At 66.2% G+C, this 24,681-nt stretch carries 24 protein-coding genes and 1 rRNA gene; 12 read left to right on the top strand and 13 right to left on the bottom strand.

All coding sequences use genetic code 11. The annotated features are described in order from the left end of the window. The first annotated feature begins 307 nt into the window (after window positions 1–307). The 5 genes from HMPREF2791_RS03245 to hutI all read left to right on the top strand — a co-directional run bounded on the left by HMPREF2791_RS03245 (window position 308) and on the right by hutI (window position 7,261). Window positions 308–1,474 (top strand): acyl-CoA dehydrogenase family protein, encoded by a 1,167-nt coding sequence (locus tag HMPREF2791_RS03245; RefSeq protein WP_070844373.1) that lies wholly within the window; start codon window positions 308–310, stop codon window positions 1,472–1,474. 20 nt (window positions 1,475–1,494) lie between these two features. After that, window positions 1,495–2,625, top strand: coding sequence for a CaiB/BaiF CoA transferase family protein (locus HMPREF2791_RS03240; protein WP_070844372.1), 1,131 nt, complete (start codon window positions 1,495–1,497; stop codon window positions 2,623–2,625). A 33-nt stretch (window positions 2,626–2,658) separates the two neighbouring features. After that, window positions 2,659–4,059: a YjiH family protein gene (locus tag HMPREF2791_RS03235; protein ID WP_246825406.1), complete on the top strand. Its 1,401-nt coding sequence runs from the start codon at window positions 2,659–2,661 to the stop codon at window positions 4,057–4,059. 226 nt (window positions 4,060–4,285) lie between these two features. Next, entirely contained in the window at window positions 4,286–5,977 is a 1,692-nt protein-coding gene (gene hutU, locus HMPREF2791_RS03230; RefSeq protein ID WP_083327874.1) for a urocanate hydratase, read from the top strand. Window positions 5,978–6,067: 90 nt separating this feature from the next. Then, window positions 6,068–7,261 (top strand): imidazolonepropionase, encoded by a 1,194-nt coding sequence (gene hutI, locus HMPREF2791_RS03225; RefSeq protein WP_070844371.1) that lies wholly within the window; start codon window positions 6,068–6,070, stop codon window positions 7,259–7,261. A gap of 144 nt (window positions 7,262–7,405) precedes the next feature. On the opposite strand, the gene HMPREF2791_RS03220 is transcribed toward hutI, so the two are convergent. Beyond that, window positions 7,406–8,329: a DUF5926 family protein gene (locus HMPREF2791_RS03220; RefSeq protein WP_070844370.1), complete on the bottom strand. Its 924-nt coding sequence runs from the start codon at window positions 8,327–8,329 to the stop codon at window positions 7,406–7,408. Between the two features lie 37 nt (window positions 8,330–8,366). Continuing rightward, window positions 8,367–9,122 carry a glycerophosphodiester phosphodiesterase gene (locus HMPREF2791_RS03215; RefSeq protein WP_371335886.1) on the bottom strand — a complete coding sequence of 252 codons (756 nt, stop codon included), beginning with the start codon at window positions 9,120–9,122 and terminating at the stop codon, window positions 8,367–8,369. Between the two features lie 64 nt (window positions 9,123–9,186). Between HMPREF2791_RS03215 and HMPREF2791_RS03210 the strand changes: the two genes are divergently transcribed. Further along, window positions 9,187–11,103: an alpha/beta-hydrolase family protein gene (locus tag HMPREF2791_RS03210; protein ID WP_246825404.1), complete on the top strand. Its 1,917-nt coding sequence runs from the start codon at window positions 9,187–9,189 to the stop codon at window positions 11,101–11,103. Here the strand turns inward: HMPREF2791_RS03210 and msrA are convergent, their stop codons facing one another. Further along, window positions 11,104–11,757, bottom strand: a complete 654-nt coding sequence (gene msrA / locus HMPREF2791_RS03205) for a peptide-methionine (S)-S-oxide reductase MsrA (RefSeq protein ID WP_070844369.1) — start codon at window positions 11,755–11,757, stop codon at window positions 11,104–11,106. Window positions 11,758–11,847: 90 nt separating this feature from the next. Between msrA and HMPREF2791_RS03200 the strand changes: the two genes are divergently transcribed. After that, entirely contained in the window at window positions 11,848–12,450 is a 603-nt protein-coding gene (locus HMPREF2791_RS03200; RefSeq protein ID WP_070475864.1) for a superoxide dismutase, read from the top strand. A gap of 181 nt (window positions 12,451–12,631) precedes the next feature. Further along, the gene (locus HMPREF2791_RS03195) at window positions 12,632–13,804 is read left to right on the top strand and encodes an MFS transporter (RefSeq protein WP_246825394.1); all 1,173 of its coding nucleotides are present in this window, start codon (window positions 12,632–12,634) and stop codon (window positions 13,802–13,804) included. A 159-nt stretch (window positions 13,805–13,963) separates the two neighbouring features. On the opposite strand, the gene HMPREF2791_RS03190 is transcribed toward HMPREF2791_RS03195, so the two are convergent. Next, window positions 13,964–15,439, bottom strand: a complete 1,476-nt coding sequence (locus HMPREF2791_RS03190) for a TM0106 family RecB-like putative nuclease (RefSeq protein WP_070844367.1) — start codon at window positions 15,437–15,439, stop codon at window positions 13,964–13,966. A gap of 88 nt (window positions 15,440–15,527) precedes the next feature. Between HMPREF2791_RS03190 and HMPREF2791_RS03185 the strand changes: the two genes are divergently transcribed. Further along, complete coding sequence (locus HMPREF2791_RS03185; protein ID WP_070844366.1) at window positions 15,528–16,163, top strand: DUF6474 family protein; 636 nt, start codon at window positions 15,528–15,530, stop codon at window positions 16,161–16,163. Between the two features lie 4 nt (window positions 16,164–16,167). Here the strand turns inward: HMPREF2791_RS03185 and HMPREF2791_RS03180 are convergent, their stop codons facing one another. Both HMPREF2791_RS03180 and HMPREF2791_RS03175 read right to left on the bottom strand, forming a co-directional pair. Next, window positions 16,168–16,806: a LuxR C-terminal-related transcriptional regulator gene (locus tag HMPREF2791_RS03180; RefSeq protein WP_070844365.1), complete on the bottom strand. Its 639-nt coding sequence runs from the start codon at window positions 16,804–16,806 to the stop codon at window positions 16,168–16,170. Continuing rightward, window positions 16,784–18,061, bottom strand: coding sequence for a sensor histidine kinase (locus HMPREF2791_RS03175; RefSeq protein ID WP_070844364.1), 1,278 nt, complete (start codon window positions 18,059–18,061; stop codon window positions 16,784–16,786). The genes HMPREF2791_RS03180 and HMPREF2791_RS03175 overlap by 23 nt, the downstream gene beginning before the upstream one ends. On the opposite strand from HMPREF2791_RS03175, the gene HMPREF2791_RS03170 reads away from it, so the two are divergent. Beyond that, window positions 18,060–18,605, top strand: coding sequence for a DUF2020 domain-containing protein (locus HMPREF2791_RS03170; RefSeq protein WP_070844363.1), 546 nt, complete (start codon window positions 18,060–18,062; stop codon window positions 18,603–18,605). The two genes, HMPREF2791_RS03175 and HMPREF2791_RS03170, sit on opposite strands and share 2 nt — an antisense overlap. Beyond that, window positions 18,605–19,543, top strand: coding sequence for a TIGR00730 family Rossman fold protein (locus HMPREF2791_RS11520; protein ID WP_083327872.1), 939 nt, complete (start codon window positions 18,605–18,607; stop codon window positions 19,541–19,543). Before HMPREF2791_RS03170 ends, HMPREF2791_RS11520 begins: the two co-directional genes overlap by 1 nt. 4 nt (window positions 19,544–19,547) lie before the next feature. On the opposite strand, the gene HMPREF2791_RS12000 is transcribed toward HMPREF2791_RS11520, so the two are convergent. The 6 genes from HMPREF2791_RS12000 to HMPREF2791_RS11995 all read right to left on the bottom strand — a co-directional run bounded on the left by HMPREF2791_RS12000 (window position 19,548) and on the right by HMPREF2791_RS11995 (window position 22,749). Then, window positions 19,548–19,700 carry a hypothetical protein gene (locus tag HMPREF2791_RS12000; RefSeq protein WP_168160630.1) on the bottom strand — a complete coding sequence of 51 codons (153 nt, stop codon included), beginning with the start codon at window positions 19,698–19,700 and terminating at the stop codon, window positions 19,548–19,550. 2 nt (window positions 19,701–19,702) lie between these two features. Then, a complete protein-coding gene (locus tag HMPREF2791_RS03160) occupies window positions 19,703–20,509 on the bottom strand; it encodes a class E sortase (protein WP_070844362.1) in 807 nt (268 codons plus the stop codon). Between the two features lie 24 nt (window positions 20,510–20,533). Beyond that, a complete protein-coding gene (locus tag HMPREF2791_RS03155; RefSeq protein WP_070844361.1) occupies window positions 20,534–21,160 on the bottom strand; it encodes a TetR/AcrR family transcriptional regulator in 627 nt (208 codons plus the stop codon). A 112-nt stretch (window positions 21,161–21,272) separates the two neighbouring features. After that, window positions 21,273–21,542: a GlsB/YeaQ/YmgE family stress response membrane protein gene (locus tag HMPREF2791_RS03150; RefSeq protein WP_070844360.1), complete on the bottom strand. Its 270-nt coding sequence runs from the start codon at window positions 21,540–21,542 to the stop codon at window positions 21,273–21,275. Between the two features lie 105 nt (window positions 21,543–21,647). After that, window positions 21,648–22,544: a universal stress protein gene (locus HMPREF2791_RS03145; RefSeq protein ID WP_070844359.1), complete on the bottom strand. Its 897-nt coding sequence runs from the start codon at window positions 22,542–22,544 to the stop codon at window positions 21,648–21,650. Between the two features lie 58 nt (window positions 22,545–22,602). Further along, the gene (locus HMPREF2791_RS11995) at window positions 22,603–22,749 is read right to left on the bottom strand and encodes a hypothetical protein (RefSeq protein ID WP_168160631.1); all 147 of its coding nucleotides are present in this window, start codon (window positions 22,747–22,749) and stop codon (window positions 22,603–22,605) included. Window positions 22,750–22,771: 22 nt separating this feature from the next. Between HMPREF2791_RS11995 and HMPREF2791_RS03140 the strand changes: the two genes are divergently transcribed. Then, complete coding sequence (locus HMPREF2791_RS03140; protein WP_246825392.1) at window positions 22,772–23,752, top strand: pseudouridine synthase; 981 nt, start codon at window positions 22,772–22,774, stop codon at window positions 23,750–23,752. A 706-nt stretch (window positions 23,753–24,458) separates the two neighbouring features. Here the strand turns inward: HMPREF2791_RS03140 and rrf are convergent. After that, window positions 24,459–24,576 (bottom strand): 5S ribosomal RNA (rrf, locus tag HMPREF2791_RS03135). Window positions 24,577–24,681 lie beyond the last annotated feature (105 nt).

Genomic DNA, 24,681 nt, shown 5'->3' with positions numbered 1-24,681 from the left:
TCAGACGGCCCGGAAACCCCAGGTCGCCACAAACGGCTGCCATGATTTGTCAGGAACCCCGCCCCATCCCCATGCACACCCTGGGAACTCATGCACACCCTGGGAACCAAAGCCTGGGATCGCGCCGATTTTGGCCATTCCCAGGCTTAAGATCCCAGGGTTTGTTTCTTCCGCTACGCCTCACGCCCCCATGTGCGAGTCTCGGATACAAGACAACTCGCGCGGGAAGCCAGATGTGACCTCCTAAAACCTCCATACACTGTCGCGCACACCATAGTTTCGCGTCGATTGTGATTGGAGTCTCATCATGGCTGGACGGTACCCGAACGGCGATTTCTACGATTTTGAGTCCGAGCTGCCCGCGGAGGAAAAGGACATCCTCTACAACGTCCGCGATTGGGCTAACGAGAAGGTGTTGCCCATCGCCGCGGACTACTGGAACCGCTCGGAGTTCCCGCACGAGCTGCTGCCGTCGATAGGCGAGCTGAACATCATCAGCCTCGTGCGCGGCCAGGGCCGCTCCCGTCTGCTGGCCGGCCTGGTCGCGGCAGAGATCCACCGCGCGGACGGCTCCGTGGGCACGTTCTTCTCCGGCCAGGACGGCCTGTTCACCGGCAGCATCGAGCTGCTTGGCTCCGAGGAGCAGAAGGAACGCTGGCTGCCGGACTTGTACGCGGTGCGCAAGACTGGCGTGCTGGCAATCACCGAGCCGGAGGCCGGTTCCGACGTCGCGCAGGGCATGCGAACCACCGCCACCAAGGTCGACGGCGGCTGGATCCTCAACGGCGCAAAGCGCTGGATCGGCAACGCCACCTTCTCCGACTACGTTGCCGTCTACGCCCGCGACCCGGAGGACGATCAGGTCAAGGGCTTCATCGTGGACACCACGGCGGAGGGCTACACCGCCACGCTGATGGAAAACCGCATCGCCATCCGCGCGGTGCAAAACGCCGACATCACCCTGGACAACGTTTTCGTCCCAGACAGCGACAAGCTCGAGGGCGCGAACTCGTTCAAGGACATCAACAAGGTGTTCAAGAGCGCCCGATCCACGGTGGGCTGGCAGGCCGTCGGCACGCAGATGGGTGCCCTCGACGTCGCGCTCGGCTACGCGGACGAGCGCATCCAGTTTGGCAAGAAGATCTCCTCGTTCCAGCTCAACCAGAACAAGCTGGCCACGATGCAGGGCAACCTGGTCGCCTCCGAGTCAATGATGGCGCAGCTGGCGCGCATGGAGGACCGCGGCTCCGCCAACAACGAGCAGTCCGCGCTGGCCAAGGCGTTCACCTCGAAACTCATGCGTGAGACGGTGGCGCTCGGCCGCGAGATCCTGGGCGGCAACGGCCTGATTTCGGATTACCGCATGGCGAAGATCTTCAACGACGCGGAGGCGATCTACTCCTACGAGGGCACGTACGACATCAACCAGCTCATCGTCGGCCGTTCCATCACAGGCGAGTCGGCGTTCGTCTAAAACACGCAGGAGGAAACACCATGAATGCACCACTTTCCGGCATCCGCGTCTTGGACCTTTCCCGCGTGCTCGCAGGCCCGTTCTGCTCCATGATCCTGGCGGATCTGGGCGCCGAGGTGATCAAGGTGGAGTCGCCCTGGGGCGATGATTCGCGCCAGTTCGGACCGTTCGTGGACGGCACGTCCGCCTACTACCGCCTGTTCAACCGCTCGAAGATGGGCATCACGCTGGATTTCAAAAACGACGACGACAAGGAGGTCCTGCGCGACCTGGTGCGCCGCGCCGACGTTGTGGTGGAGAACTTCCGCCCGGGCGTGTTGGAGAAGCTCGGTTTGGGCCCGGAGGAGCTGTTGGAGGTCAACCCTCGGCTCGTCGTCACGAGCATTTCCGGCTTCGGCCAGACAGGATCTTTGGCCAAGGAGCCCGCGTACGACCTGGTCGCGCAGGCGATGAGCGGCCTGATGTCCATCACCGGCTGGCAGAACTCCAAGCCGACGCGCGTGGGCATCTCGCTCGGCGACCTCATCCCGGGCCTGTACGCCGCGATCGGCACCGTCTCCGCGCTCTACCAGCGCGAATCCACCGGCAAGGGCCAGCATTTGGACCTTGCCATGTACGACTCGCTCATCTCCGTCATGGAGTCCGTGGGCATGCGCGCGCTTTACGACGACACCCCGCCCACCCGCATCGGCAACGATCACGGCCTGTCAGCGCCGTTTTCCACGTATGCGACCAAGGACGGCGACGTGGTCATCGCAATCACCACGAACCGGCTGTTCGAGCGCCTGGCCAACGCGCTGGGCATCCCGGAGATGGCCACCGACCAACGCTTCGCCGAGCCGGTGGCCCGCTCCGAGAACCGCGTCGCGCTGCGCGAGCTGGTCGAGGAGGCCTTGAGCACGAAAACCCGGGCCGAGACGATCGCGCTGTTTGAAGAGCACGGCGTGCCCACCGCCCGCGTCTACGACTTGGACGAGGCGCTGCGCAGCCCGTTCGCCGAAGAGCGCGGCGTGATTGCTGAAGAAACGGATGGGTTCCGCACCCTCGCTTCCCCGCTCAAGCTGGCCGGCATGGAAGGGCCAACGCCGGCGCCGGAGCTGGGGCAACACAACGACCGCATCGAGTCTTGGCTGAGCGAAGACCCGCGCTAAGACCCGCGCAAAGTTCCGCGAAGGAGCAGCACCATGGAGGACCCCCTCAACACCCGCCGCCGCGGCGGGAGCACCCGTTGGATCAAGGGCGAAGGCATTGCCCCTGTGCCCTCAATGCCCGAGCCGCATGAGGTAGACAGCACCGACCCGAAGCAGAAGTGGCGCTTCTTCCTCTACAGCGTCATCGGCTCGTTCGCGTTCTTCGTCCCCTTCACTGTGGGCGAGAAGAACACGATTTTGCTGGACCACATCGTGGGCTGGCTGCAAGAAGGGCTCAGCGCCGCGCTGCCGTACATCACGCTGGTGATGATCACCGCCGGCGCCGTCTACCAGTTCGCCACCGGCAAGTGGCGCGAAGACCGGGCACGCGCGGTGTTCGCGTTCCTCTCCGCGCTGGCCGTGCTGCTGTGCGCGATGCTGGTGTTCGGGTTCGGGCCGGAATTTCTTTTCGACGAACGCCTCGGCCCCTTCATCCTGAACAAGCTGGTCATTCCCGTCGGCCTGCTCATCCCGGTGGGCGCGATCTTCCTCGGCCTGCTAGTCGGCTTCGGCCTCATGGAGTTCATCGGCGTGATGGTGCAGCGCTTCATGCGGCCCGTCTACCACACGCCGGGCAAGTCCGCGGTGGACGCGGTGGCGTCGTTTTTGGGCTCGTACTCGCTCGGCCTTCTGATCACCAACCGCGTGTACCGCACCGGCGGCTACACTGCCCGCGAGGCGTCTATCATCGCCGCCGGGTTCTCCACCGCCTCGGCGACGTTCATGGTGGTCGTGGCCCGCACCCTGGACCTGATGCACATCTGGGGCGTGTACTTCGCAGTGACCTTGATCGTCTGCTTCCTGGTCACCATCGTCGTGGTGCGCATCCCACCGCTGTCCACCATCCCGGACGAGTACTACCCGGGTGCGACCCCGCAGCCCGAGGAGCGCGTGGAGGGCAACGTGTTCGCCGCCGCGTGGAAGGAAGCGATGACGTTTCTGGCCCAGGCTGACTCGCTGCCGAAGACGCTGTGGCGCAACTTCAAAGACGGCGTGATCATGACCATCCAGGTCATCCCCGGCATCATGGCCGTGGGCATCATCGGCCTCGCGATGGCGTTCTACACTCCGGCCTTCAAGATCCTCGGCGCGGTGTTCTACCCGCTCGCGCTGCTATTCCAGCTGCCGGACCCGTGGCTGGCCTCTGAGGCGTTCGCCATCGGCCTGTCCGAGCTGTTCCTGCCGGCGACGCTGGTGGCGGGCAACGAGTCCGACGTGCTGCGGTTTACCGTCGGCGTGGTCTCCATCAGCCAGGTGTTCTTCTTCTCCTCGATGATCCCTGCCGTGCTGGCCACGGACATCCCGCTGAAGATCAGCCACATGGTGATCATCTGGTTCCAGCGCGTGGTGCTGTCCATCATCCTGACGGTGCCGATCGCGTACCTGATCTTCTAGCGCCACCCCACCCCCCGCCACATACCCCGAGCAAGGGATCCAGAGTTTGCCCCAAAACAGGGCATCCTCTGGTCCCCTTGCTCGGGGTTTGCGTGCAAATAGCACCCGCGCCACACAAAAGTCTCATATCCGAGACAAATAACCCCGAACCACCCCACCCCGACCATGTGACGGGCGTTACTGTCTATCCGATACCTCGATTGGGCAACAACAGAAAGGAATTCCCATGGCGAAGAACTGGTCCGAAGGCGCACGCGAGGTCCGCTCCCCGCGCGGCACTGAGATCTCGGCGAAGTCGTGGCAGACCGAGGCGCCGCTGCGCATGCTGCAGAACAACCTCGACCCGGAGGTTGCGGAGCGCCCGGACGACCTGGTCGTCTACGGCGGCACCGGTCGCGCTGCTCGCAGCTGGGAAGCCTTCGACGCGATCGTCGATACGCTGAAGGACCTCGAGTCCGACGAGACCCTGCTGGTGCAGTCCGGCAAGCCGGTCGGTGTGTGGAAGACCAACGAGTGGGCGCCGCGCGTGCTCATCGCAAACTCCAACCTGGTGGGCGACTGGGCTGACTGGGAGCATTTCCGCAAGCTCGAGGACGAGGGCCTGATGATGTACGGCCAGATGACGGCCGGCTCCTGGATCTACATCGCCACCCAGGGCATCCTGCAGGGCACCTACGAAACCTTCGCGGCTGTGGCAAAGAAGCGTTTCGACGGCACCCTGGCCGGCACCCTGACCCTGACCGGCGGCTGCGGCGGCATGGGCGGCGCGCAGCCGCTGTCCGTCACCCTCAACGGCGGCGCCTGCCTGATCGTGGATGTTGACGAGGGCCGCCTGAAGCGCCGCCAGGGCAAGCGCTACCTCGACGAGGTCACCACCGACCTCGAGGAAGCAATCAAGCTGGTCACCGAGGCGAAGAACGAGAAGCGCGCCCTGTCCGTGGGCCTGGTGGGCAACGCCGCTGAGGTGTTCCCGGAGATGCTGCGCCGCCACCGCGCCGGCGAGTTCACCGTGGACATCGTCACCGACCAGACCTCCGCGCACGACCCGCTGTCCTACCTGCCCACCGAGATCCCGTTCGCGGACTGGCACAACGAGGCCGACGCGGATCCGACCACCTTCACCAAGAAGGCCCGCGAGGCCATGGCCGCGCAGGTCCAGGCGATGGTGGAGTTCCAGGACGAGGGCGCCGAGGTCTTCGACTACGGCAACTCCATCCGCGACGAGGCCCGCAAGGCCGGCTACACCCGCGCCTTCGAGTTCCCGGGCTTTGTCCCGGCCTACATCCGCCCGCTGTTCTGCGAGGGCCTCGGCCCCTTCCGCTGGGTTGCACTTTCCGGCGACCCGGAGGACATCAAGGTCACCGACCAGGCCATCAAGGAGGCCTTCCCAGACAACGAGCACCTGCACCGCTGGCTGGATGCCGCTGAGGAGTACGTCGAGTTCGAGGGCTTGCCGGCTCGCATCTGCTGGCTGGGCTACGGCGAGCGCGCCAAGGCCGGCGTGATCTTCAACAACCTGGTCAAGGAGGGCAAGGTCAAGGCCCCGATCGTCATTGGCCGCGACCACCTGGACTCCGGCTCCGTGGCGTCGCCGTACCGCGAGACCGAGTCCATGCTCGACGGCACCGACGCCGTCGCGGACTGGCCGCTGCTCAACGCCATGACCGCCGTGTCCGGCGGCGCGACCTGGGTGTCCATCCACCACGGCGGCGGCGTGGGCATGGGCCGCTCCATCCACACCGGCCAGGTCACGGTGGCTGACGGCACCGAGCTCGCCGAGGCGAAGCTCAAGGCCGTGCTCACCAACGACCCGGGCATGGGCGTTATCCGCCACGTCGACGCCGGCTACACCCGCGCCGACGAGGTGGCTAAGGAGCGCGGCGTGCGCATCCCGATGGAGTTCAAGGCGCGCGACTAATCCACACCCCAAGCGCTGACGTTTCCCCTCGCGGGCGCGTCAGCGCTTTTCACTACCCTGGGCCCTGCAAAACCCCGAAGAAAGGCACTCATGAGCACCTTCATCACCGGTATTTCCGAGCTGCGCACCGTCTCCGAGCTCGGCACCATCAAAGACGCCGCAATGCTTATCGACGACGGCGTGGTCACCTGGGTCGGCCCCGCCAACGAGGCGCCGGATGAGGCGGCGAAGGCGGCGGAAACTGTAGACGTCGAGAAGCGAGCCGTGCTCCCCGGCTGGGTGGACTCCCACTCGCACATGGTCTTCGACGGCAACCGCGCCGAGGAATTCGAAGCGCGCATGGCGGGCGAATCCTACGCCGCCGGCGGCATCGCCGTGACCATGGAGGCTACCCGCTCCGCCGGCGAGGATCGCCTGGACAAGCTGGTAGCGGAGCGCGTCGCAGCTGGTCATGCGGGCGGGTCCACCACGTTTGAGACCAAGACCGGCTACGGCCTGAACGTCGAATCCGAGGCGGAGGCCGCGCGCGTGGCCGCCCGCCACGTCGACGAGGTCACCTTCCTCGGCGCCCACCTCGTGCCGCCGGGGGCGGACGCCGACGAGTACCTCGACGAGGTCGTCGGCCCGATGCTCGACGCGGTGAAGGACCACGTGCAGTGGATCGACGTGTTCTGCGAGCGCGGCGCGTTCAACGAGGAGCAGTCCCGCCGAGTGCTCGAGGCCGGCAAGGCGGCTGGCCTGGGCGTTCGCGTGCACGGTAACCAGCTCGGCGAAGGCCCGGGCGTGAAGCTCGCCGTGGAGATGGGCGCGGCCAGCGTCGACCACGTGAACTACCTGTCCGACGAGGACATCAAGCTGCTCGCCGGCTCCGACACGGTCGCCACCCTGCTGCCCGCCTGCGACCTGTCCACCCGCGAGGAGCTCGCACCGGGCCGCAAGCTCATCGACGCCGGCGCCACCGTCGCCATCGCCTCCAACCTGAACCCGGGCACCTCGTTTACGTCCTCGATGAACTTCTGCGTCACCACCGCGGTGCTGCAGCAGCACCTCACCCTCGACGAGGCCATCGAGGCCGCTACCACCGGCGGCGCCAAGGCCTTGCGACGTCACAACGTCGGCGACGGCAAGGACCCCCAAGGCCGCCCGGCGAAGGGCACCCTGGTGCCGGGCGCCGCCGCTGACCTGCACATCCTCGACGCCGAGAACGCCATCAACCTGGCGTACCGCCCGGGCATGCCGATCACCTGGCAGACCTGGGTCGCTGGCAAGAAGGTCTACGGCTAGCGCGGGGCGCACCCCAGCGCCCCAGCCCCCGCCGCCCCCCCAATCCGCGGATCCAGCTAGTAAGACCCAGCTATTCGCCAAAAAATAGCGATTAGCTGGGTCCTGATAGCTGGATCTGGCCCGACTGGGCCGGGGGGCCGAGCGCTAGATGGTCACCTGGCGGGACTTGATGTTGTCCAGCTGCTTGCGCTCGTCCGCCGTCAACACATCGTCGTTGGCGTACTCCGCCTCGATCTGCTTATTCAGCGCGGCCAGTGCTTCGTCGTAGGAGCCTGCCTCCACGGACGGGTCAAGGTCGAACACCGGCACGACCAGACCGTGGGTGCGGAACGCGCCGGCAAACTTGGTGCCCTCGCCCAGGTTCAGCTCGCCGCGCGCGGCGATGCGGGCCAGCGCGGAGAGCATCTGCGCCTCGTTGTCCTCGGTGCGCACCCAGCGGATGTGCGCCTTGCCGCCGCCGGGGTTGACCCACCAGATCGCGCCCGGCAAGTCCGCGCCGACCTTCTCGGAGGGCAGAACGGCGTCGTTGGCCTGCTGCAGCGCCTGCTGGATCTGCGGCGGCACCGAAGCGCCGTCGGGGAACCACCAGGAGAAGTCCTGGTAGGTGGTGATTTCGGGGGTAGCGGAGCCGTCAATAAGCGAAGAAAGCTCCGGCTGCGAACCGTCGGCGACGGTGGACTGCAGCGTCTCGCCCGGCGCGGCATCGACGACCCAGTTCAGGGCGTACGCAAGGTCGCGGCCCGGGTTCTGGGAGTGGGAGGTGACCTGCAGGGCAACGAAGCGCTCGCCGCCCTGGGACTCCTCGCGCACCAGCGCGGCGCCAGCGCCCGGCAGCACGGTGGCGATGTTCACCGAGGTGCCCTTGACGTCGAAGGTGGTCACGGCGGACGGGACGAACTCCTGCAGCGCGACCAGGTCGGCCTCTGCGGCCAGGCCGCCGAACGGGCGGGGGTCCTTCTGCAGCTTCTCGCGCTCGGCTGCGCGGGCGGCCAGCTTGACCTCGCGGCGAGTCATGCCCTCGGGCAGGTCCTCGCGGTTCTTCTTCTTTTTCGGCTTGCGTTGCACCATGCGCGCAATCGTACCGGCAGGCGAAAAGCCCCGAGCGCTATCCCGCCACCGCCGCGGCCGGCACCTGCTCGAACGCGGCCAAAGCGACGTCCGGCAGGTCGGTGGCGATGACGTCGACGCCGTTGTCGGCGCACCAGCGCATCTGGCGCGGGGTGTTCACGGTCCAGGTGTAGGTGCGCAACCCCCGGTAGCCCAGCAGCTCTTGGCGCAGCTGCAGGTGTTGCAGTGCAGGCCCGACGCCATAAGGACGGGAGAGCATGCGACCCTTGCGGTTCCACCGCATCTCTTTCAGGCGGAACAGGTAGAAGGTCTCCAGCTCGGGTGCCATGTGGGTGAAGTAGCGCACGGCGCGGTGGGAAAAGGAGATCACGTGCACGTTCTCGGATTCGTGCAGCCCGGCGTAACGCAACGTTCGCAGGGTTTGCTCGTCCACCTCGGGCCCGTAGATGGTGGGGTGCTTGGTCTCGATGTAGAGGTGCTTGTCGGGGTAGTCCTGCATGAGTTCGAGCAGTTCTTCCAGGCACATGATCTGCTGCGGCTCGTCCTCGGTGCCACAGTTGAGCTGGAGCAAATCAGCGAAATCCATGCAGTCAACGCGTCCGCGGCCGTCGGTGGTGCGGTTGACCGACGCGTCGTGGAAGACCACCACCCGCCCGTCGCGGCTGAGGCGCACGTCGCATTCGATGCCGTGGATGGGCAGCTTCAGCGCTTCTTCGAACGCCCGGCGCGTCAGCTCGGGGTGGTGTCCGGAGAATCCGCGGTGCGCAACGATTTTGGGCATCTTCTCGTTCACGGCTGCGAGGCTACCTGCGCGCAGCTGGCCCCGCGACCGGAACATTTTTGGAACAATTGCTTCCGTGCCTTCCAACTTCCTCGCCAAAGCCCGCACCGCTGTAGATCAGCTGCCAGATGCGCTTCAGCGCGCCCGTTCCCGCTATTCCGTCAAGCGCGACGGTGTGCTGGCGCTGCCGATGGGTGTGCTGGAGGTGTTGGCCGATATTTCTCCGGGCGTGCGCATGGGTGGTCTGCGCCGTTTGCCTCCGAGTTTCCGCGCGGGGCTTGCGGGGGCTGAGGTGGCGACGTGGGGTGCGGTGTCGCCGTCGCTGCTGCCGCACAGCTGGTGGGCGACGGCCGCGAACGTCGGTGTGTTGCAGGGCATTGGCCATGGCTTTGCGACGGCAGCTTCGCAAGCCCTCCGCCCAGCAGCGCCGGACTCCACCAAGGGCCCACTGCCAGTCCCGGTGCGTTTGGCCATGACGGGTGTGACAGCCGGTGTGTTTGTCACGTCGCTGCGCCGTCGCGCCCACCAGGAACAGTTGGTGGAAAGCGACGAGAAGTTCAAGGTCAGCCCCCAGATCCTGGGCATCACGCTGGGTACGCTGGGCTACGGCGTGGTGCTGCTTGTCGGCGATGCGATCCAGACGTTCATCGACGCGATCAACGAGCTGTTGGGCAAGAAGCTGCCGCCGGTGGCGTCGTGGCCGCTGGCGATCGCAGGTGGCGGCGCGCTGCTCATTCTGGTGGGCGACCAGATGGTGGTGCGCCGCTTCGCGGAGCGCGTGAGCCGCCAGGCGCAGGAGCTGGACCGCGAGTTCATGCGGGGCGCCGACCAGCCGAAGCGGCCTGAGCGTTCCGGTTCGCCGGATTCCGCGGTGGATTGGAACACGATGGGCCGCCAGGGCCGCGCGGTGGTGGCCGGCGGCCCCCGCAAGGAGGACATCGAGCGCCTCGTTGACGGCGGGGCGATGGAGCCGATCCGCATCTTCGTCGGCCTGGACACAGAACGCGACCAGGACCCGGACTTCCAGGAAATGGCCGCCGTAGCCATCGAAGAGATGCACCGCACCGGCGCGTTCGAGCGCAGCCACATCGCGGTGATGTCGGCGGCAGGCACCGGCTGGATCAACGACTTCCACACCTCGGGCTTCGAGTTTGTCACCCGCGGCGACTCGGCCGTGGTGGCCATGCAGTACTCCTACCTGCCCTCGGCATATTCCTATTTGGCGGACCGCAAGAACCCGGTGCGCTCCTCGCGCGTGCTCATCGAGGCGATTCGCAGCGAGCTGGAAACACTCGACCCTGCCACGCGCCCGAAGCTTTACGTCGGCGGCGAATCGCTGGGCGCGTACGGCGTCTCGGACGCGTTCGAGACCGTCGAGGAGTTCCTCGAGCACACCTCAGGCGGCGTGTTCACCGGCACGCCCGGATTCGCCAGCAACCACAGCTACCTCACCAGGCACCGCGAGAAGGGCTCCCCGCAACGCCTCCCGCTTATCGACGGCGGCCGCCACGTCCGCTTCACCGCCCATCCCGCACACCTGCGCCACGACTTCCGCGGCAACGCCTACGCCAACACCTGGGCAGAACCCCGGTTCGTCTTCGCCCAGCACGCCTCCGACCCGGTGGTGTGGTGGGAGCCGTCCCTGGCGTGGAAGGCCCCGGATTGGCTGCGCGAACCCGGCTCGCGCGGCGAGCCCGCCCCGGCCGCCCAGCACTTGGACGCGCTGGACACGATGCGCTGGATGCCGCTGGTGACGTTCTGGCAGGTGGGCATTGACCAGCTGCCGTCAAAGGACTACCCGTCACCCCACGGGCACAACTACCACGACGAGACGGTCGCCTATTGGAACGCCGTGATCCACGGCGCGGGCGACGACGCCGATGACGCAGCGCTTTCCCGCCCCGAGCTGGTGCGGGTAGCGCGCTGGATCCACAACGACGCCACGAAAACCCGCATGCCCAAAGACGGGTTCCCCTCAAAGCACGGCTACTAGCTAAATCCCGCAGGCCACGCCGGTGGAGTGGTGCGGGCAGTAGCCGTTCGGCACCTTGTGCAGGTACTGCTGGTGCTCCTCCTCCGCCAGGTAATACTTCACTCCGTCTTTCTCCACCGACTTCACTTCGGTGGTGATGTCGCCGTAGCCGGCGCTTTGCAGGTCCTGCTCGTACTGGCGGATCCACCCGCGGATCTGCTCCGCCTCTTCTTCAGTGTCGGTGTAGAAGGCGGAGCGGTACTGCGTGCCCACGTCGTTGCCCTGGCGGTAGCCCTGCGTCGGGTCGTGTGCCTCCAGCGCAGCCTTCACAATGTCTTTCAGTGTGACCACCTCAGGGTCGTAGACCACTTCCACCGCCTCGACGTGGTTGGTCTGCCCGGAGCACACCTCGCGGTAGGTCGGGTTCGGGGTGATGCCGCCGGCGTAGCCCACCGACGTGGAGTTCACGCCGTCCATCTGCCAGTACATCTTCTCCACGCCCCAGAAGCAGCCGATGCCCACCAGCACGCGCTTCTGCCCCTGGCGCCACGGCCCTGTGGTGGGCGTGCCCAGCACCGCGTGCTCGCGCGGGTTGGCCAGGACGGGCTCGGGGCGGCCGGGGAGGGCGGAGCTGACGTCGACAAGCTTTGGCGATGGTGCGAAAAGAAATCCCATGCCCCCTACAACGACTTTGGCCACAACACTGTTCCCAAATTTTCTCTACCATGGGTCCCGCAACTGATTCGCAGACGAAAGGAATCAATCATGGCTGTTTACGAGCTTCCCGATCTCCCCTACGCATACGACGCTCTGGAGCCGCACATCTCCGAAGAGATTATGACGCTGCACCACGACAAGCACCACGCGACCTATGTCGCTGGCGCGAACGCCGCGCTCGAGGCTCTCGAGGCTGAGCGCAACGGTGAGGCGAACCCGGACCGCCTGCGCGCCCTGTCCAAGAACCTGGCGTTCAACCTGGGCGGCCACACCAACCACTCCATCTTCTGGAAGAACATGGCACCGAACGCTGGCGGCAACCCGACCGGCGAGATCGCTGAGGCCATCGACCGCGACTTCGGTTCCTTCGAGGCCTTCAAGAAGCAGTTCGCTGGCGTCGCCACCGGCTTGCAGGGCTCCGGCTGGGCAGTGCTGGGCTACGACCACATCGCTGGCCGCCTGATCATCCAGCAGCTGACCGACCAGCAGGGCAACATCTCCGTGGACTTCACCCCGGTGCTCATGCTGGATATGTGGGAGCACGCGTTCTACCTGCAGTACAAGAACGTCAAGGCTGACTACGTCGAGGCGTGGTGGAACGTTGTCAACTGGGACGACGTCAACGAGCGTTACGCTAAGGCATCTGCTTAACGACGAGCTCCGCCTCCCCTAACACCAGCGCCCGCCACCTCCTTGTTGGAGGCGGCGGGCGTTGGCTTTCCCTGTGATACGTCGAGTCCCTGCGAACTCAGAACTGATCCTAGGCTAGGCTTACCTTATCTCGCAAGAGGTTTTGCGAAATTCCTGCTGCGAATTTCCTAGCATGGTGGGCATGCAGAAAGGCAGCCTGGAGTACAGACGCGCAACGTGGGCCATGCTCGCGTTCGGGCTGGCCATCTTCAACGCCTTGTACGCCACGCAAGCGCTGCTGCCCACCCTCACAGCCGAGCTGGCAGTCAGCCCGTCTACCGCCGCGCTGACCGTCTCCGCCGCCACCGGTGCCCTGGCGCTGTGCGTGGTGCCCGCCTCGATCCTGTCGGAGAAGTACGGCCGCGGGCGGGTGCTGGTGGTCTCAGCGCTGGGCGCGACCGCGCTCGGCCTCGCACTCCCGCTGGCACAAACGGCGGGTCAGCTCATCGCCCTGCGCGCGGTGCAGGGCGCGCTCATCGCCGGCACCCCGGCGGTGGCCATGACCTGGTTGTCAGAAGAACTCGATTCGCGCGACCTGCCCGGCGCGATGGGCCTGTACATCGCCGGTAACTCCATCGGGGGCTTAAGCGGGCGCCTCATCCCTGCCGGGCTTCTAGAGGTCACCTCCTGGCGCTGGGCCATGTTCGGCAGCGCACTTGTGGCGTTCATCTTGGCGGCGCTGGCGGCGTGGGCGTTGCCGCAGCAGCGCAACTTCGTGCCGAAGGCGTCGATACGCCCCAGCGTTGAAGTGGGCGCGATTCTGGGCCACCTGCGCAACCCGCGGCTGGTGGGGCTGTATGCCACCGCGTTTATTGCGATGGGCGTGTTCGTGTCCATGTACAACTTCTTCGGCTTCCGCGCCGTGCTGGACTACGGGCTTCCCGCGGCCCTGTCTGGCCTGGTCTATGTGGTGTACCTCTCCGGCACCTGGTCGAGCGCACGGGCCGGCGTGTTTTCTAAACGATACGGGCGCGGCGTGGTGGTACTCGCCTCTGCGCTGCTGATGCTTCTCGGCGCGCTCGCCGTAGCTGCGCCGAGCCTGTGGATCGCGCTGGCTGGCCTGTTGGTGTTCACCACCAGCTTCTTCGCGCTCCACTCGACGGCCTCCGGCTGGGTCGGGCTCATCGCCGAACACGACCGCGCCGAAGCGTCCAGCATGTACGTGTTCTGCTACTACATGGGCTCTTCCATCCTGGGGGCCGCTACCGGCTGGGCGTACGAAGGTTTGCCGTGGGCCGGCTTCGTCGCGGTGCTCGCCGCGCTGCTCGGTGTGCTTGCTGTGGTCTCCGCGGCGCTGTGGAGGGGCGCGCGGTGATCTGCTCGTTCCCTGATGTGCTAGTTCCAGAGCATTGCCCTCCGGGGCCACCTAGCAGATAACGCCGTTATTGAATATGGCGTTCAACACGACCTGGGCAAACACTAACTTGGACGCGTGATCTGCTAGTTGCCCAAAAAGGCGAACTAGCAGATTCGGCTACACCGACCCGAACTCGGGCACGCCCGGCGCGCCCGCGTCCAGGAAGTCGCGCACGGCGCGGGTGGCGCGGCAGTCGTCCTCGTTGTAGCGCAGCAGCATGTCGCGCGCGGCCTGGTCGCCAAACCGGGCGGAGCGGCGCAGGGCCACGGAGCGTTCGCCATCGACGTCGTCGTCCTCCCACTCAAAGCCCACGACCGGGCCAAGCACCTTTAGCCCCAGCCCGTCGGTGCCCACGAGCGAGCGGCGCACATGGGCGAACACGTCCACCCACTCGTCGGAGGCGATGAACGCGGCGACGCCCCCGGCGTCTACGGAGGCGAAGCGCTTGGCCGACGAGCGCAGCCAGTGGTTCTCCCCGCCCGCGGCGTAGCAGTAGGCGCGGAAGGTCTTGCCCTCCGCATGCGCTTCGGCCCGACGCGCCATCAGCCAGGACCAGAACGCGGCGAAGTTTTCCTCCTCGGCTTCGCCGCCGACCTCGTCCCAGGTGGCGAAGGCGCGGTAGTCGGTGCCGTCGAAGGTGCCCCACAGGTAGGCACCCTGGTCCAGGTAGGCCTCCATGTCCACGTCCACCTCCACGTCGGCGCGGGGTGCGGGCGTGAAATCGGATCGCCGCAGGATGGGAATGCCGGCGCGCCAGGCGCGGGCGAGGGCGGCGGGTTCGGGCGGAGCTTCGTCGATAAGCTGCTGCACCGTATGGATGCCGCGCTCGCGCCAGTAGTCCCCGCGGCCGCCCGGAAGCAGCAACGAGATGTCGTCGAGCTCAACCAGGCGCGGCTCACACAGCGGCCAGAAACGGCAGGTGGCGCACTGTTTCAGGCGCTTCGGCTCGGTCGGAAGCGGCGCCAGCAGCGCGCCCACGAGCGGCTCGATGTAGCGCGACGGGTCGCACAGATACGCTCGCGTGCGGTCCTGGCCGACCACAGCCCCGCGGCCGTCCGCGCGCTCGCCGAGCAGCAAGTGCGCCAGCGTGACGCGGTAGCCGTCCACGGTGTGGTGACGCGCCTTCGCGTGCACCGTCAACGGCTGACCCAAGCCCAGGCGTCCGGTGGGGATCATGGAAAGCTCGGCACTCGGATGAGCCCGCGCCACTCGGTGGTTGGAAATCACCACGGGCAGGTACCCGGCGTCGGTGCGCACGAGCACGTCCACGTCGGCTTCCGCGTCCACGCCCTCCACCGCGCCTTCCAGGGTGGCGTTGGTGATCAGGTGCGCGCGGCGTCGAAAAGCATCCTGCGTTGCCGCGACACGGTCCGATCCGGGGTCGATGTCCACCCGCACAAACGCCTTGCCGGCGCCGTCGCCCAGAGCGCGCTTGACGGGCAGCAGGTCGAACACGGCGGCGCGGGCGGCGTCGATCTGCGGCTGGCGCAGCAGCGCCTCCGGCAATTCGGGTACGTCCGGGTGCGCGCGGCGCTGCCGTTGGCGGAAGCGGCAGCCCACGAGGTCCGAGGCGCGCACAGGTTCGTTACTCACAATGCCTCAAACGATACCTGGGCAGGGGTAGTGCCCCGGAAGGTACAGTGTATGGGCGTTAGAGCGAACGATTAGAGGAGAGCAAACCATGGGTGTTTTCGAGGCCATCCGCAAGTCCCGTGCGAAGACGAAGGCCGAGGTCAAGGCGGCGCAGACGCACGCGCGCCAGCTGGCCAAGCAGGAGGCGAAGGCCGACGAGCGCGTGGCCAAGCTTCTGGACAAGGCGGAGAAGCGCCTGCTCAAGGAAGAGAAGAAGGGTCTGAAGCGCAAGCAGAAGCACGAGAAGGACCTGGCCAAGGCGCACCTGAAGCGCATCCAGGAGTCCGGCGTGACCCAGAAGAAGGCGAAGCAGTGGGTCTCCGCCGCGCGCATCCTGGTGCCGGTGCTGCTGCCGTTGGCGTACAAGGCGCTGACCTCGTTCCAGCAGGGCCAGGTGAACAACCGTGCCGCCAGTCTCGGTCTGACGTCGCAGGATCTCGCGCGCCACTCCGGCCGCGGCGCCGAGCTCAAGGCGCGTATCGACGCCGTCCGGCAGAACATCGAGCAGACCGACAACCTCGGCGAGGGCTTCAAGGGCGACGCGCGCGTGCGTCTCGACGAGCTGGAGCAGGCCGTGCGCAACGCCGAGCACGCGAACCCGGAGCAGCGCCGCCTGGCGCACAACTCCATCGACGAGGACCTGAACACGCTGGCGGCAGAAGTGCACGCCAAGCTTTCCAAGTAGGCCGCTACAGGACCCCCTGCTCGCGCGCGGACGCCACGGCGGAGGTGCGCGAGCGCACGCCCAGCTTGTCGTAGATGTGCACGAGGTGGGATTTCACGGTCGCCTCGGAGAGCATGAGCTGGCGGCCGATTTCGCGGTTGGAGGAGCCGGCCGCGACCAGCTGGAGCACTTCCAGCTCACGCGGGGTGAGCGAGGAGCGCGGGGTGCGCTCCCTGGATTCGAGCCGGTCGCGCACGACGGGAGACATGGTGGCGTCGCCGCGTGCGGTGGAGCGCACAGCCGCGACGAGCTCCTCCGGCGGGGCGTCCTTGAGCAGGTAGCCCACGGCGCCGGCCTCGATGGCGCCGAGGATGTCCGCATCGGTGTCGTAGTTGGTCACCACCAGCACCTTGGGCGGGTTGGTCATGTTGGCCCGGATGGCGGCGGTGGCCTGGGCGCCGGTGGTCACGCGCTGGCCTTCCGCGCCCGCGCCGAAGCGCAGGTCCATGAGGATGACGTCGATGCCGCCGGCCTGCGCGGTGGCAATCGCCCCTTCGGCGGTGGCTACCTCGGCCACCACTTTGATGTCCTCGGCGGCTTCCAAAACGGAGCGCAGGCCGAGGCGGACAATCTCGTGGTCGTCAGCCAGCAGTACCCGGATCAACGTCGGTCTCCTCGTTAGAGTCAAGGTCAGTCTTTTGGTTGATCCTAACCGGCACGGCCACGGTCAGCGCCGTCGGCCCGCCGGGGGCGGACTCAATCTCCAGCTTTCCGCCCAGCTCCGCGGCGCGCGAGCGCATCGCGTCCAGCCCCAGGTGGCCCAGCCCGCTGGGTTTGAGATCTTGCGCGTTCACGTCGAAGCCGCGGCCGTTGTCCACCACGTCTAGGCGCACTTCCTCCGGCGCGTAGGTCAGGGTGATGCGGGCGGCGCTCGCCTCGGCGTGGTTGACCACGTTGGACACCGCGCCCTGGGCGATGCGCAACAAGCCGGCCTCCACCCGCATGGGCAGCGGCACGGCCTCGCCGTCGACTTCCACCCCGATGTCCAGGCCGCCGGCCTCGCCGAAGTCCCCGGCCACCCTTGCCAGCGCGTCGCGCAGCGAGGACTCTGTCAGCGGCGCGGGGGCGAGCGCGGCGATCATCGCGCGGGTCTCTGCCAGGTTGTTGGAAGCAGCCCGGCGCGCCGTCTCCATCTTCCTCAGCGGCGCCTGCGCAACCCCCTCCGGCAGACCGCTTGCCCGCACGTCCTGCTCTGCCGAGTGCAGCAGCATTTGGATCGAGGAGAGGTTTTGCGCCACCGTGTCGTGCAGCTCGTGCGCGAGGCGTTCGCGCTCCTGGGCCACGCCGGCGGCGCGTTCGGTGTCGGCGAGGCGGTCGCGTGTGGCCAGCAGTTCGTCGATAAGCTGCTGCCTCTCGCGGCTCACCCGGGTGATGGTGTCGAAGGCGTACGCGATCGCCACCACAACCACCGCGGACAGCGCCGGGCCCATAATCCCGCCGAGGGTGAGCCCCGCCGGGATCTGCATGGCAATCGAAATGCCCAGGCACACCACCACCCACGCGTAGCCGACCCAGTTGTCAAAGGCGCGCAACGCCACGAAGAACAGCACGAACACCCAGTACACGGCCACGGGCGAGACGGTCATGTCCGCCACCCACACCGCCGTCGCCCCCAGCATCCAGGCGACGCGCCCCCACGCGCCCCAGCGGTACATCTCCACCATGCCGTAGAACAGCAGAAACGCGAACGCGGCGGTCAGCACAATGTGCAGCAGCGCCTCGTTGAGCGGCATGCGCGCGAGCGCGCCGAAAGAGACGAGCATGAGACACACCGCCAGCACCGTGATGCCCAAATCGAGCGCCCGGTAGTCCGCGGTCTTTCCGGGATGCTGCTCCAACAGCACTAATCTGGAGCTCATGCGTCTGAGAGTACCCACCGCCCTGCTCGTGCTCGCCCTCGCCGGGTGTTCGCAGGAGCCTTCGCCTATCGACGACCCTCCGGCCGCCCCCGCACCCGAACCTTCCCTGCCAGTAGAGGCACTCCCCGACACCCCGCGCGATAGCTGGACCGAGTGCCCCTACCTGGACACCGAGTGGGTGGCGCAAACCAACGGCCAGCGCGTCACCGGCGTGGGCACGGACACCCGCTTCGACCCGCCGGCGTGCCAGTTCTGGTCCTACCCCGAAGAACCGCAGCTGACCGTGCTGGTGCGCCACATGGACTCCGTGGAAGACGCCCGCGCCGTGGTGGACTTCGTCGCCCCGGTAGACCTGACCCAGCCGGCGACACTGCCCGGCGGGTGGGACGGCGGCCGCCACGGCGGCGGGGACGTGCCCGGCCGCATAGGGGCAGCGTACGCCGTGGCCAAGGGGCCCACCGCGGTGGCGGTGTTTACTAACCAGCACGAATCCGTCAAGGCCGAAACGGTGGCCAAGGAAGTAATCGCTAACCTGGCCCTGTGATGATCTCCGTAGCCGCCATCGTGTTCACCGACGACACCGGGAAAGTGCTGTGCGTGCGCAAGCACTCGAGCCCGCGCTTCCAGCTGCCGGGAGGCAAGCCGGAGCCGGGCGAGACGCTGGTGGACACCGCGCTGCGCGAGACCCGGGAAGAGGTCGGCCTGGATGTCGACCCGGAGGACTTAAGCTACCTGGGCCAGTTCAGCGCGCCCGCCTCCAACGAGCCTGGCTGCACCGTCACCTCGACGGTGTTTCTGCACCCCGGCGCCGGCCTGGCCCCTGCGCCGGCCGCGGAGATCGCAGAGGCGCGCTGGATCGACCCCGCCGCTCCCGATGCCGAGCTCGCGCCGCTGCTGCACGGCGAAATTTTCCCGGCGCTGAAGTCCCGCGATATCGAAGCGATCGCCGTCTACGCCGGGGCGCGCGAAGGCACCAACCCCGCCAACGCCGCACTGGCCAGGGCGTTCGGCGAAGCTCTGGCGGAGGCCGACATCACCCTGGTCTACGGCGGGTCCAAATTGGGGCTGATGGGTGAGGTGGCCGAAGGTTCGTCGAGAAGCATTGGCGTCCTCACCGAGCACCTGGTCAACTACGAGCTGCAGTACGAAGGCCTCGAGCGCCTCGAGGTGGTGGCCACGATGTCCGAGCGCAAGGCGCGCATGAGTGAGCTTGCAGACGCCATCGTGGCCCTGCCCGGCGGCGCCGGCACCCTGGACGAGCTGTTCGAGGAATGGACCAGCCAGCAACTCGGTCTGCACAACAAGCCCATCGGGCTGCTCGGCAGCGAGTTCTGGGCACCCCTGGTGGCGATGATCGACCACATGGTGGACCAAGGCTTCATGCGGCGCACAGACCGCGCCCACATGGTCGTCGCCGACGACCCGCAGGAACTGCTGGCCAAGCTACGTGCTTGGGCGCCACCGGTGCCGCGCTGGCTCTAGGTTGCTACACCGCGACGTCGTTGTACGGCATCAACGACGACACCCACGGGTAGACAACCTCCATGAGCAGGAAAAACACACCCACCAGAATGATCAGGGTGAGCAGCCACTTCACCGGCGCAGGACCGGGAAGCTTGCGCCACAGGGCCGCATACATCGCTATCGCACCTCTTTCTGTGCCTTCATGGCGGGCGGCAGCGCGCCCGACGGGTCCTTCGGCTGCACCTCCGTGCGCACCGCGTGGATGATCATGCGCTCCGCGTTGGAGAACTGCGGGTGGCACGTGGTCAACGTGATCAGCCCTTCCATGCCCGGCTCGACCTTCGTCGAACGGTTGCCCGGGATGGGGTTGACCACCTCGATGTTGCCCGGCAGCGTGATCTCGCGGCCTTTGACCTGTGCATAGTCGCCTGCCGCGATGCGTTCGTTGAGCTTGCCGGGCAGGCAGTCGATGCCCTCCCTGCGGCGCTCCCCCGGGTCCTGCGACATCGGCATCACCCGGTAGGTCACCCACTCGGTCTGCGTTTCCACCACGATGGCGTCGCAAGCCTTCAGCGCGCCTAGGTCGTTGAACGGGGCACCCTTACCCACGCGGTGCCCGGCGACGGCGAAGTTGCCGTCCTCGCCCGGCATCTGGGTGCCCGGGTAGCGGCCCGGGCCGGTGAGCAACTGGTGTTCCTGCACGCCCTCCACGATGGCGAACTGGTAGTCCTGCCCGAACGCCGGGATGTACATGCGCGCGAACGCGTCGCCCAGCTCCGTGGCCTTTGCCTGGCGGGGGTTGACCCACTGCTCTTCCAAGCGGGTCTGCACCTCGTCCTGCATCTTGCCCGAGGCGATATTGGTCCAGAAGGACTCGTAGAACGCGAACAGCAGCAACAACACGCCGAACGTGAGCAGCAGCTCGCCGATCACCTGCGAAACGGTGATGCGGCGCGGCGGCGTGTGCGTAGGGGCCGTGGTCATGCGGCACAGCGTAGCGCCGGTGCGCTAGATGGAGTAATCCGGCGGCGGCGCGCCCAGCGTGTTTTCCGCCAACGCGCGGGCAGTGCGCAGCGGCTCGACGCTGTGCAGGATCCGTGCGCCGGACAGACCGCCGTCGAGGAAGATCAGCAGCTCGTCCGCTAGAGCGGAGGACTCGTAGCCGTTCTTCTCCGTCAACAGTGCGGTGATGGTCTCGTGCATCCAGGACCGGTGCGCCATGCACGCCGCGATGATGCGCTCTTCCGACTCCGCCTCGGGGCGCGGGTACTCGCCCGCGGCGTTGAGGAAGGGCGAGCCGCGAAAGTCCTTGTCCGGCTCCTCGTCAATTGCCATGTCGAAGAATGCGAGGATCTTCGCGTCCGCATCCGGTGCCTTTGCGGCGCGCTCACCCCAGCGCGCCCGGAACTGCTCGTCCAGCTGCTCCAGGTAGGCGATGACGAGGTTGTCCTTCGAGCCCAGCAGCGAGTACAGCGAGGCTTTCGCCACGTCTGCCTCGCGCAGGATCCGGTCGATGCCGATGACGCGGATGCCCTCTTCGGTGAACAATTTGGTTGCAGCGTCCAGCAGCCGCTGGCGCGGGCTCGGCCGGTCGCGGCGCCGCTGCGCCGGCTTCTTCTTGCTGGTGGTTGCCAAGGAAAACTCCTTCGTGCGTTGGTCGCATATCAATATAGACAAACCGGTACGTATAGTCCACCGGGCGCGAAAAAATCCCCCGGGTTCAACCCGAGGGATTTCGCGCTTTTGCCTATCGACGCTTGCTGGTCACCATATTGATGATCCACAGCAGAATCACCGCGCCGAGCAAGCAGGTGAGGAAGCTGAAGAACAGCCCGCCGCCGGCGACGTCGACACCGAACACCGACAGCAGCCAGCCACCGAGCAGACCACCGATAATACCGACGACGATGTTCAGGCCGATGCCCATCTGTGCGTCACGGTTCTGAATCTTGGAACCGATCCAGCCAGCAAGGCCGCCGATAATAATCCAACCAAGAAGACCCATTGCAGGTGCCATAGTCTTTCAAACCCTTCTAATTGCTTTTCATCAGTACGGGAGCCATTATGCACCCCTTATGGTTCGGGCGAGCAACACATCGCATGCAATTGCGTAACAATCTGCTTACGAATCTTGTGTACGCACGACCATCATGGGGCACGGTGCCTCCTGCAGCAGCGCGCGCGAGGTCGACCCCAGCAGCATGCCCTTGAAGCCGCCGCGACCGTGGGAACCGGTGACCAGCAGCTGAGCGCCTTCAGCGGCGCTGGCGAGCGCTCGCACCGGGCGGTCACGCGTGATGATTTTCTGTACCGCAACGTCCGGGTACTGCTCCGACAGCTCGTTCAGGTACGAGCCCAACAGCTCGTCCTTCTCTTCCTGCACGGCCTTCCAGTGGTCCTCGGAAACCGCATAGCCCGCGCCCGGCCCCTGGATCTGGGTGTCCACCCAGGTGTGGACCGCATGCAGCTCCGCACCGCGCGCAGCCGCCTCCTCGAAGGCCACCTCGGTGGCGCGGCGTGACACCTCGGACCCATCCACGCCGACCACGACAGGGCCATACTTGTTCGCCTCCGTCACGGCGTTGTCCTCGCGCACAACCACCACCGGGCAGGACGCGTGCGAGACGACGGCGCCGGACACGGAACCGAGCACCATGCCCGAGATACCGCTCAAGCCACGGGAGCCCATGACCACCATGGTCGATTCCTTGGACATCTCCAGCAGCATGTCAATCGGGGACCCCTCCGCCACCGCGTGGCCAATGTGCAGGTCCGGCGCAACCTCGAGCGCGATCTCGCGTGCGCGGTCCACGGTCTGCAGGGTCTCACGCTGCAGCTCGTCGAAGACCTCCTGCGGCGGCACCATGCCCTCCGCGTAGAGGAACTGGGGCATTGAGTACGCCGCGGCCAGGCGAAGCGGGATGTTGCGCTTCATCGCCGTGTTCGCGGCCCAACGAACTGCATTGTCGGAGGCAGGGCTGCCATCTACGGCAACAACAACGATATCTTCCTGGGTCATGTGCAAACCTTTCCTCGGATCGGCTGGTTATACCCCCAGTCTAGTGCCGTCAGAGAAGTTAGCGGGGCAGTTCCTGCGGCGTCGCCGCCGGAGCGTTTGCCGGGAACAACACCTGGTAGATCACGCTCAAGACGTCCATGATGGCCTTGCCGATGCCCTGGGAGAAAAATGCCGTCAGCGGTTCGACCAATGCTCCTAAATCCATGGCGGCTAATCTACTACACAGCATGGCACGGAAAAAGACTCACAAGACGGGGCCGCTGCCGCCCCGCGACGGCCTAGGCGCAACCCGCGCCCGCGTGCCAGAAGACCAGGGCATTAAGGCCGCCGACTTCATCTGGCACCTCGTGTCCACCCAGCGCCACCGCCATCCCGACGACAACGTGGATGCTGTCTTGGCGAGGTTCGCCGAAGGTGCCGTCGTGAAGCGCGATGGCTCCCCACTGTCCCCAGAGACCTGGCTGGATCCCGGCACCGACGTCTTCTTCTACCGCCGGCCCGCGCCCGAAAGGCCAGTCCCCTTCGAGATCACCACAGTCTTCGAGGACGACGACCTCCTCGTCGTGGACAAACCGCCGTTCATGGCCACCATGCCGCGCGCCTCCCACATCACCGAAACCGCAACGGTGCGCCTGCGACGCGCAACCGGCAACGAAGAGCTCACCCCCGCACACCGCCTCGATCGCGCGACCTCGGGTCTCCTTCTACTGACTAAGCGGCGCGAGATCCGCGGCGCGTATCAGGAACTTTTCGCGCGCCGCGAGGTGCACAAGGAGTACGAAGCAATCGCATTACTTCACGACGTCCCTCCGGCCACCCCCTGGCACCACCACCTGACCAAACAATCCGGCGAGCCCGCCGCCCGGTTGGTACCAGACGTCGAACCGAACGCCTCGACCGTGGTGTCGGACGTTTCGCGGTTAGAGCCTGCTCTCGAGGTGGCGTTGCAGAGACGCTATGGCGTTGCAGGCGCGCTGGGTCGTTATGTCTTGCAGCCCGAAACCGGCCGCACCCACCAACTCCGCGTCCAAATGATGGCGGAAGCGGCACCAATCCTCGGCGACAGGATCTACCCCAATCTCTTGCCGGCAGACACTGAGGACTTTTCCGTGCCGATGCTGCTGCGATGCACAGCTCTGGAATTCACCGACCCACTGAGCGGCAGCAAACGCGAGTTCCGTCTGGGCGAGACTTGGCCAACCCTATAGCCGCCGTTTCTCTAGACCGCTACCCGTATTACGATTGTGGGTGCACACCCATAGTTGGTGCCGCCGTGATTGTCCGCAATGCGGAGTCTGGCCCCAAAACCGCGGTTTCGTGGGTGTACACCCATCGTTGGTGGTTCCGGTGTTGTCCACAATGCGGATGTTCGCGGGGGCGGCTTTCGTAAACGTTGACGATCCAGCCATTTTCGGCCGCTGTTTGCCCAGGTGGGAAAACATGACTGTCAACTTCTACGAGAGAGCCAGCCAGGTAGTTCGTGGGTGGGCACCCATCATGGGGCTGGCTCTTGTTGTCCGCGATGCGGATTGTGGACCATCCCTGGGTTGTTGTGGGTGTGTTGTTGGTCGAGTGGTGGAGGTCGAGTCCATTGGTGTACGCGGGTGTACTCGACGTCCGGTACTCGACTTTCGCCCCACGGTAGGCGTCATCGTGGCTGTGTGCGCTGGCCCCGCGACCTCTGTGGCCCCTAGCTGGCAGATTGCGCCCTGCCGGGTGGTTTCACCCCGGGGTTTTCATGGGTGTGCACCAATGATGGGTGCGGGTGTGGTTGTCCGCAATGCGGTGTGTGGCCGAGGGGTTCGTTGACGAGCGCGCCGTTTCCCCCCAGGTGGTTTCGTGGGTCACTGGCCGCGCATAGCAAGCACCCGCCGCAAGCGTGTGCTTGTGGCGGGTGCTTGTGTGAAGTTGTTGGGTCGGCGGTAACCTACTCTCCCACTCCCTCCCGGGAGCAGTACCATCGGCGCGGGCGGGCTTAGCTTCCGGGTTCGGAATGGGACCGGGCGTTTCCCCGCCGCCATCAACCACCGACACACCTATAGGGGCATGTTCGGCTGATCAACAATCAGCGCTATGCAATTATGCTGGCCAACCTTCGCCTCGTGGCGGTGTTGGTGTGTTGTGTCAGTGACTGCAC

Origin of the sequence: Corynebacterium sp. HMSC034A01, assembly GCF_001838175.1 — a bacterium.
GTDB lineage: Bacteria > Actinomycetota > Actinomycetes > Mycobacteriales > Mycobacteriaceae > Corynebacterium.
This window is presented reverse-complemented; position numbering and strand designations above follow the sequence as displayed.

Coding starts and splice junctions, on each gene's coding strand:
- HMPREF2791_RS03245 (WP_070844373.1), top strand. CDS start 308: ATGGCTGGACGGTACCCGAACGGCGATTTCTACGATTTTGAGTCCGAG.
- HMPREF2791_RS03240 (WP_070844372.1), top strand. CDS start 1,495: ATGAATGCACCACTTTCCGGCATCCGCGTCTTGGACCTTTCCCGCGTG.
- HMPREF2791_RS03235 (WP_246825406.1), top strand. CDS start 2,659: ATGGAGGACCCCCTCAACACCCGCCGCCGCGGCGGGAGCACCCGTTGG.
- hutU (WP_083327874.1), top strand. CDS start 4,286: ATGGCGAAGAACTGGTCCGAAGGCGCACGCGAGGTCCGCTCCCCGCGC.
- hutI (WP_070844371.1), top strand. CDS start 6,068: ATGAGCACCTTCATCACCGGTATTTCCGAGCTGCGCACCGTCTCCGAG.
- HMPREF2791_RS03220 (WP_070844370.1), bottom strand. CDS start 8,329: ATGGTGCAACGCAAGCCGAAAAAGAAGAAGAACCGCGAGGACCTGCCC.
- msrA (WP_070844369.1), bottom strand. CDS start 11,757: ATGGGATTTCTTTTCGCACCATCGCCAAAGCTTGTCGACGTCAGCTCC.
- HMPREF2791_RS03200 (WP_070475864.1), top strand. CDS start 11,848: ATGGCTGTTTACGAGCTTCCCGATCTCCCCTACGCATACGACGCTCTG.
- HMPREF2791_RS03195 (WP_246825394.1), top strand. CDS start 12,632: ATGCAGAAAGGCAGCCTGGAGTACAGACGCGCAACGTGGGCCATGCTC.
- HMPREF2791_RS03185 (WP_070844366.1), top strand. CDS start 15,528: ATGGGTGTTTTCGAGGCCATCCGCAAGTCCCGTGCGAAGACGAAGGCC.
- HMPREF2791_RS03170 (WP_070844363.1), top strand. CDS start 18,060: ATGCGTCTGAGAGTACCCACCGCCCTGCTCGTGCTCGCCCTCGCCGGG.
- HMPREF2791_RS03175 (WP_070844364.1), bottom strand. CDS start 18,061: ATGAGCTCCAGATTAGTGCTGTTGGAGCAGCATCCCGGAAAGACCGCG.
- HMPREF2791_RS11520 (WP_083327872.1), top strand. CDS start 18,605: ATGATCTCCGTAGCCGCCATCGTGTTCACCGACGACACCGGGAAAGTG.
- HMPREF2791_RS12000 (WP_168160630.1), bottom strand. CDS start 19,700: ATGTATGCGGCCCTGTGGCGCAAGCTTCCCGGTCCTGCGCCGGTGAAG.
- HMPREF2791_RS03160 (WP_070844362.1), bottom strand. CDS start 20,509: ATGACCACGGCCCCTACGCACACGCCGCCGCGCCGCATCACCGTTTCG.
- HMPREF2791_RS03150 (WP_070844360.1), bottom strand. CDS start 21,542: ATGGCACCTGCAATGGGTCTTCTTGGTTGGATTATTATCGGCGGCCTT.
- HMPREF2791_RS03145 (WP_070844359.1), bottom strand. CDS start 22,544: ATGACCCAGGAAGATATCGTTGTTGTTGCCGTAGATGGCAGCCCTGCC.
- HMPREF2791_RS11995 (WP_168160631.1), bottom strand. CDS start 22,749: ATGGATTTAGGAGCATTGGTCGAACCGCTGACGGCATTTTTCTCCCAG.
- HMPREF2791_RS03140 (WP_246825392.1), top strand. CDS start 22,772: ATGGCACGGAAAAAGACTCACAAGACGGGGCCGCTGCCGCCCCGCGAC.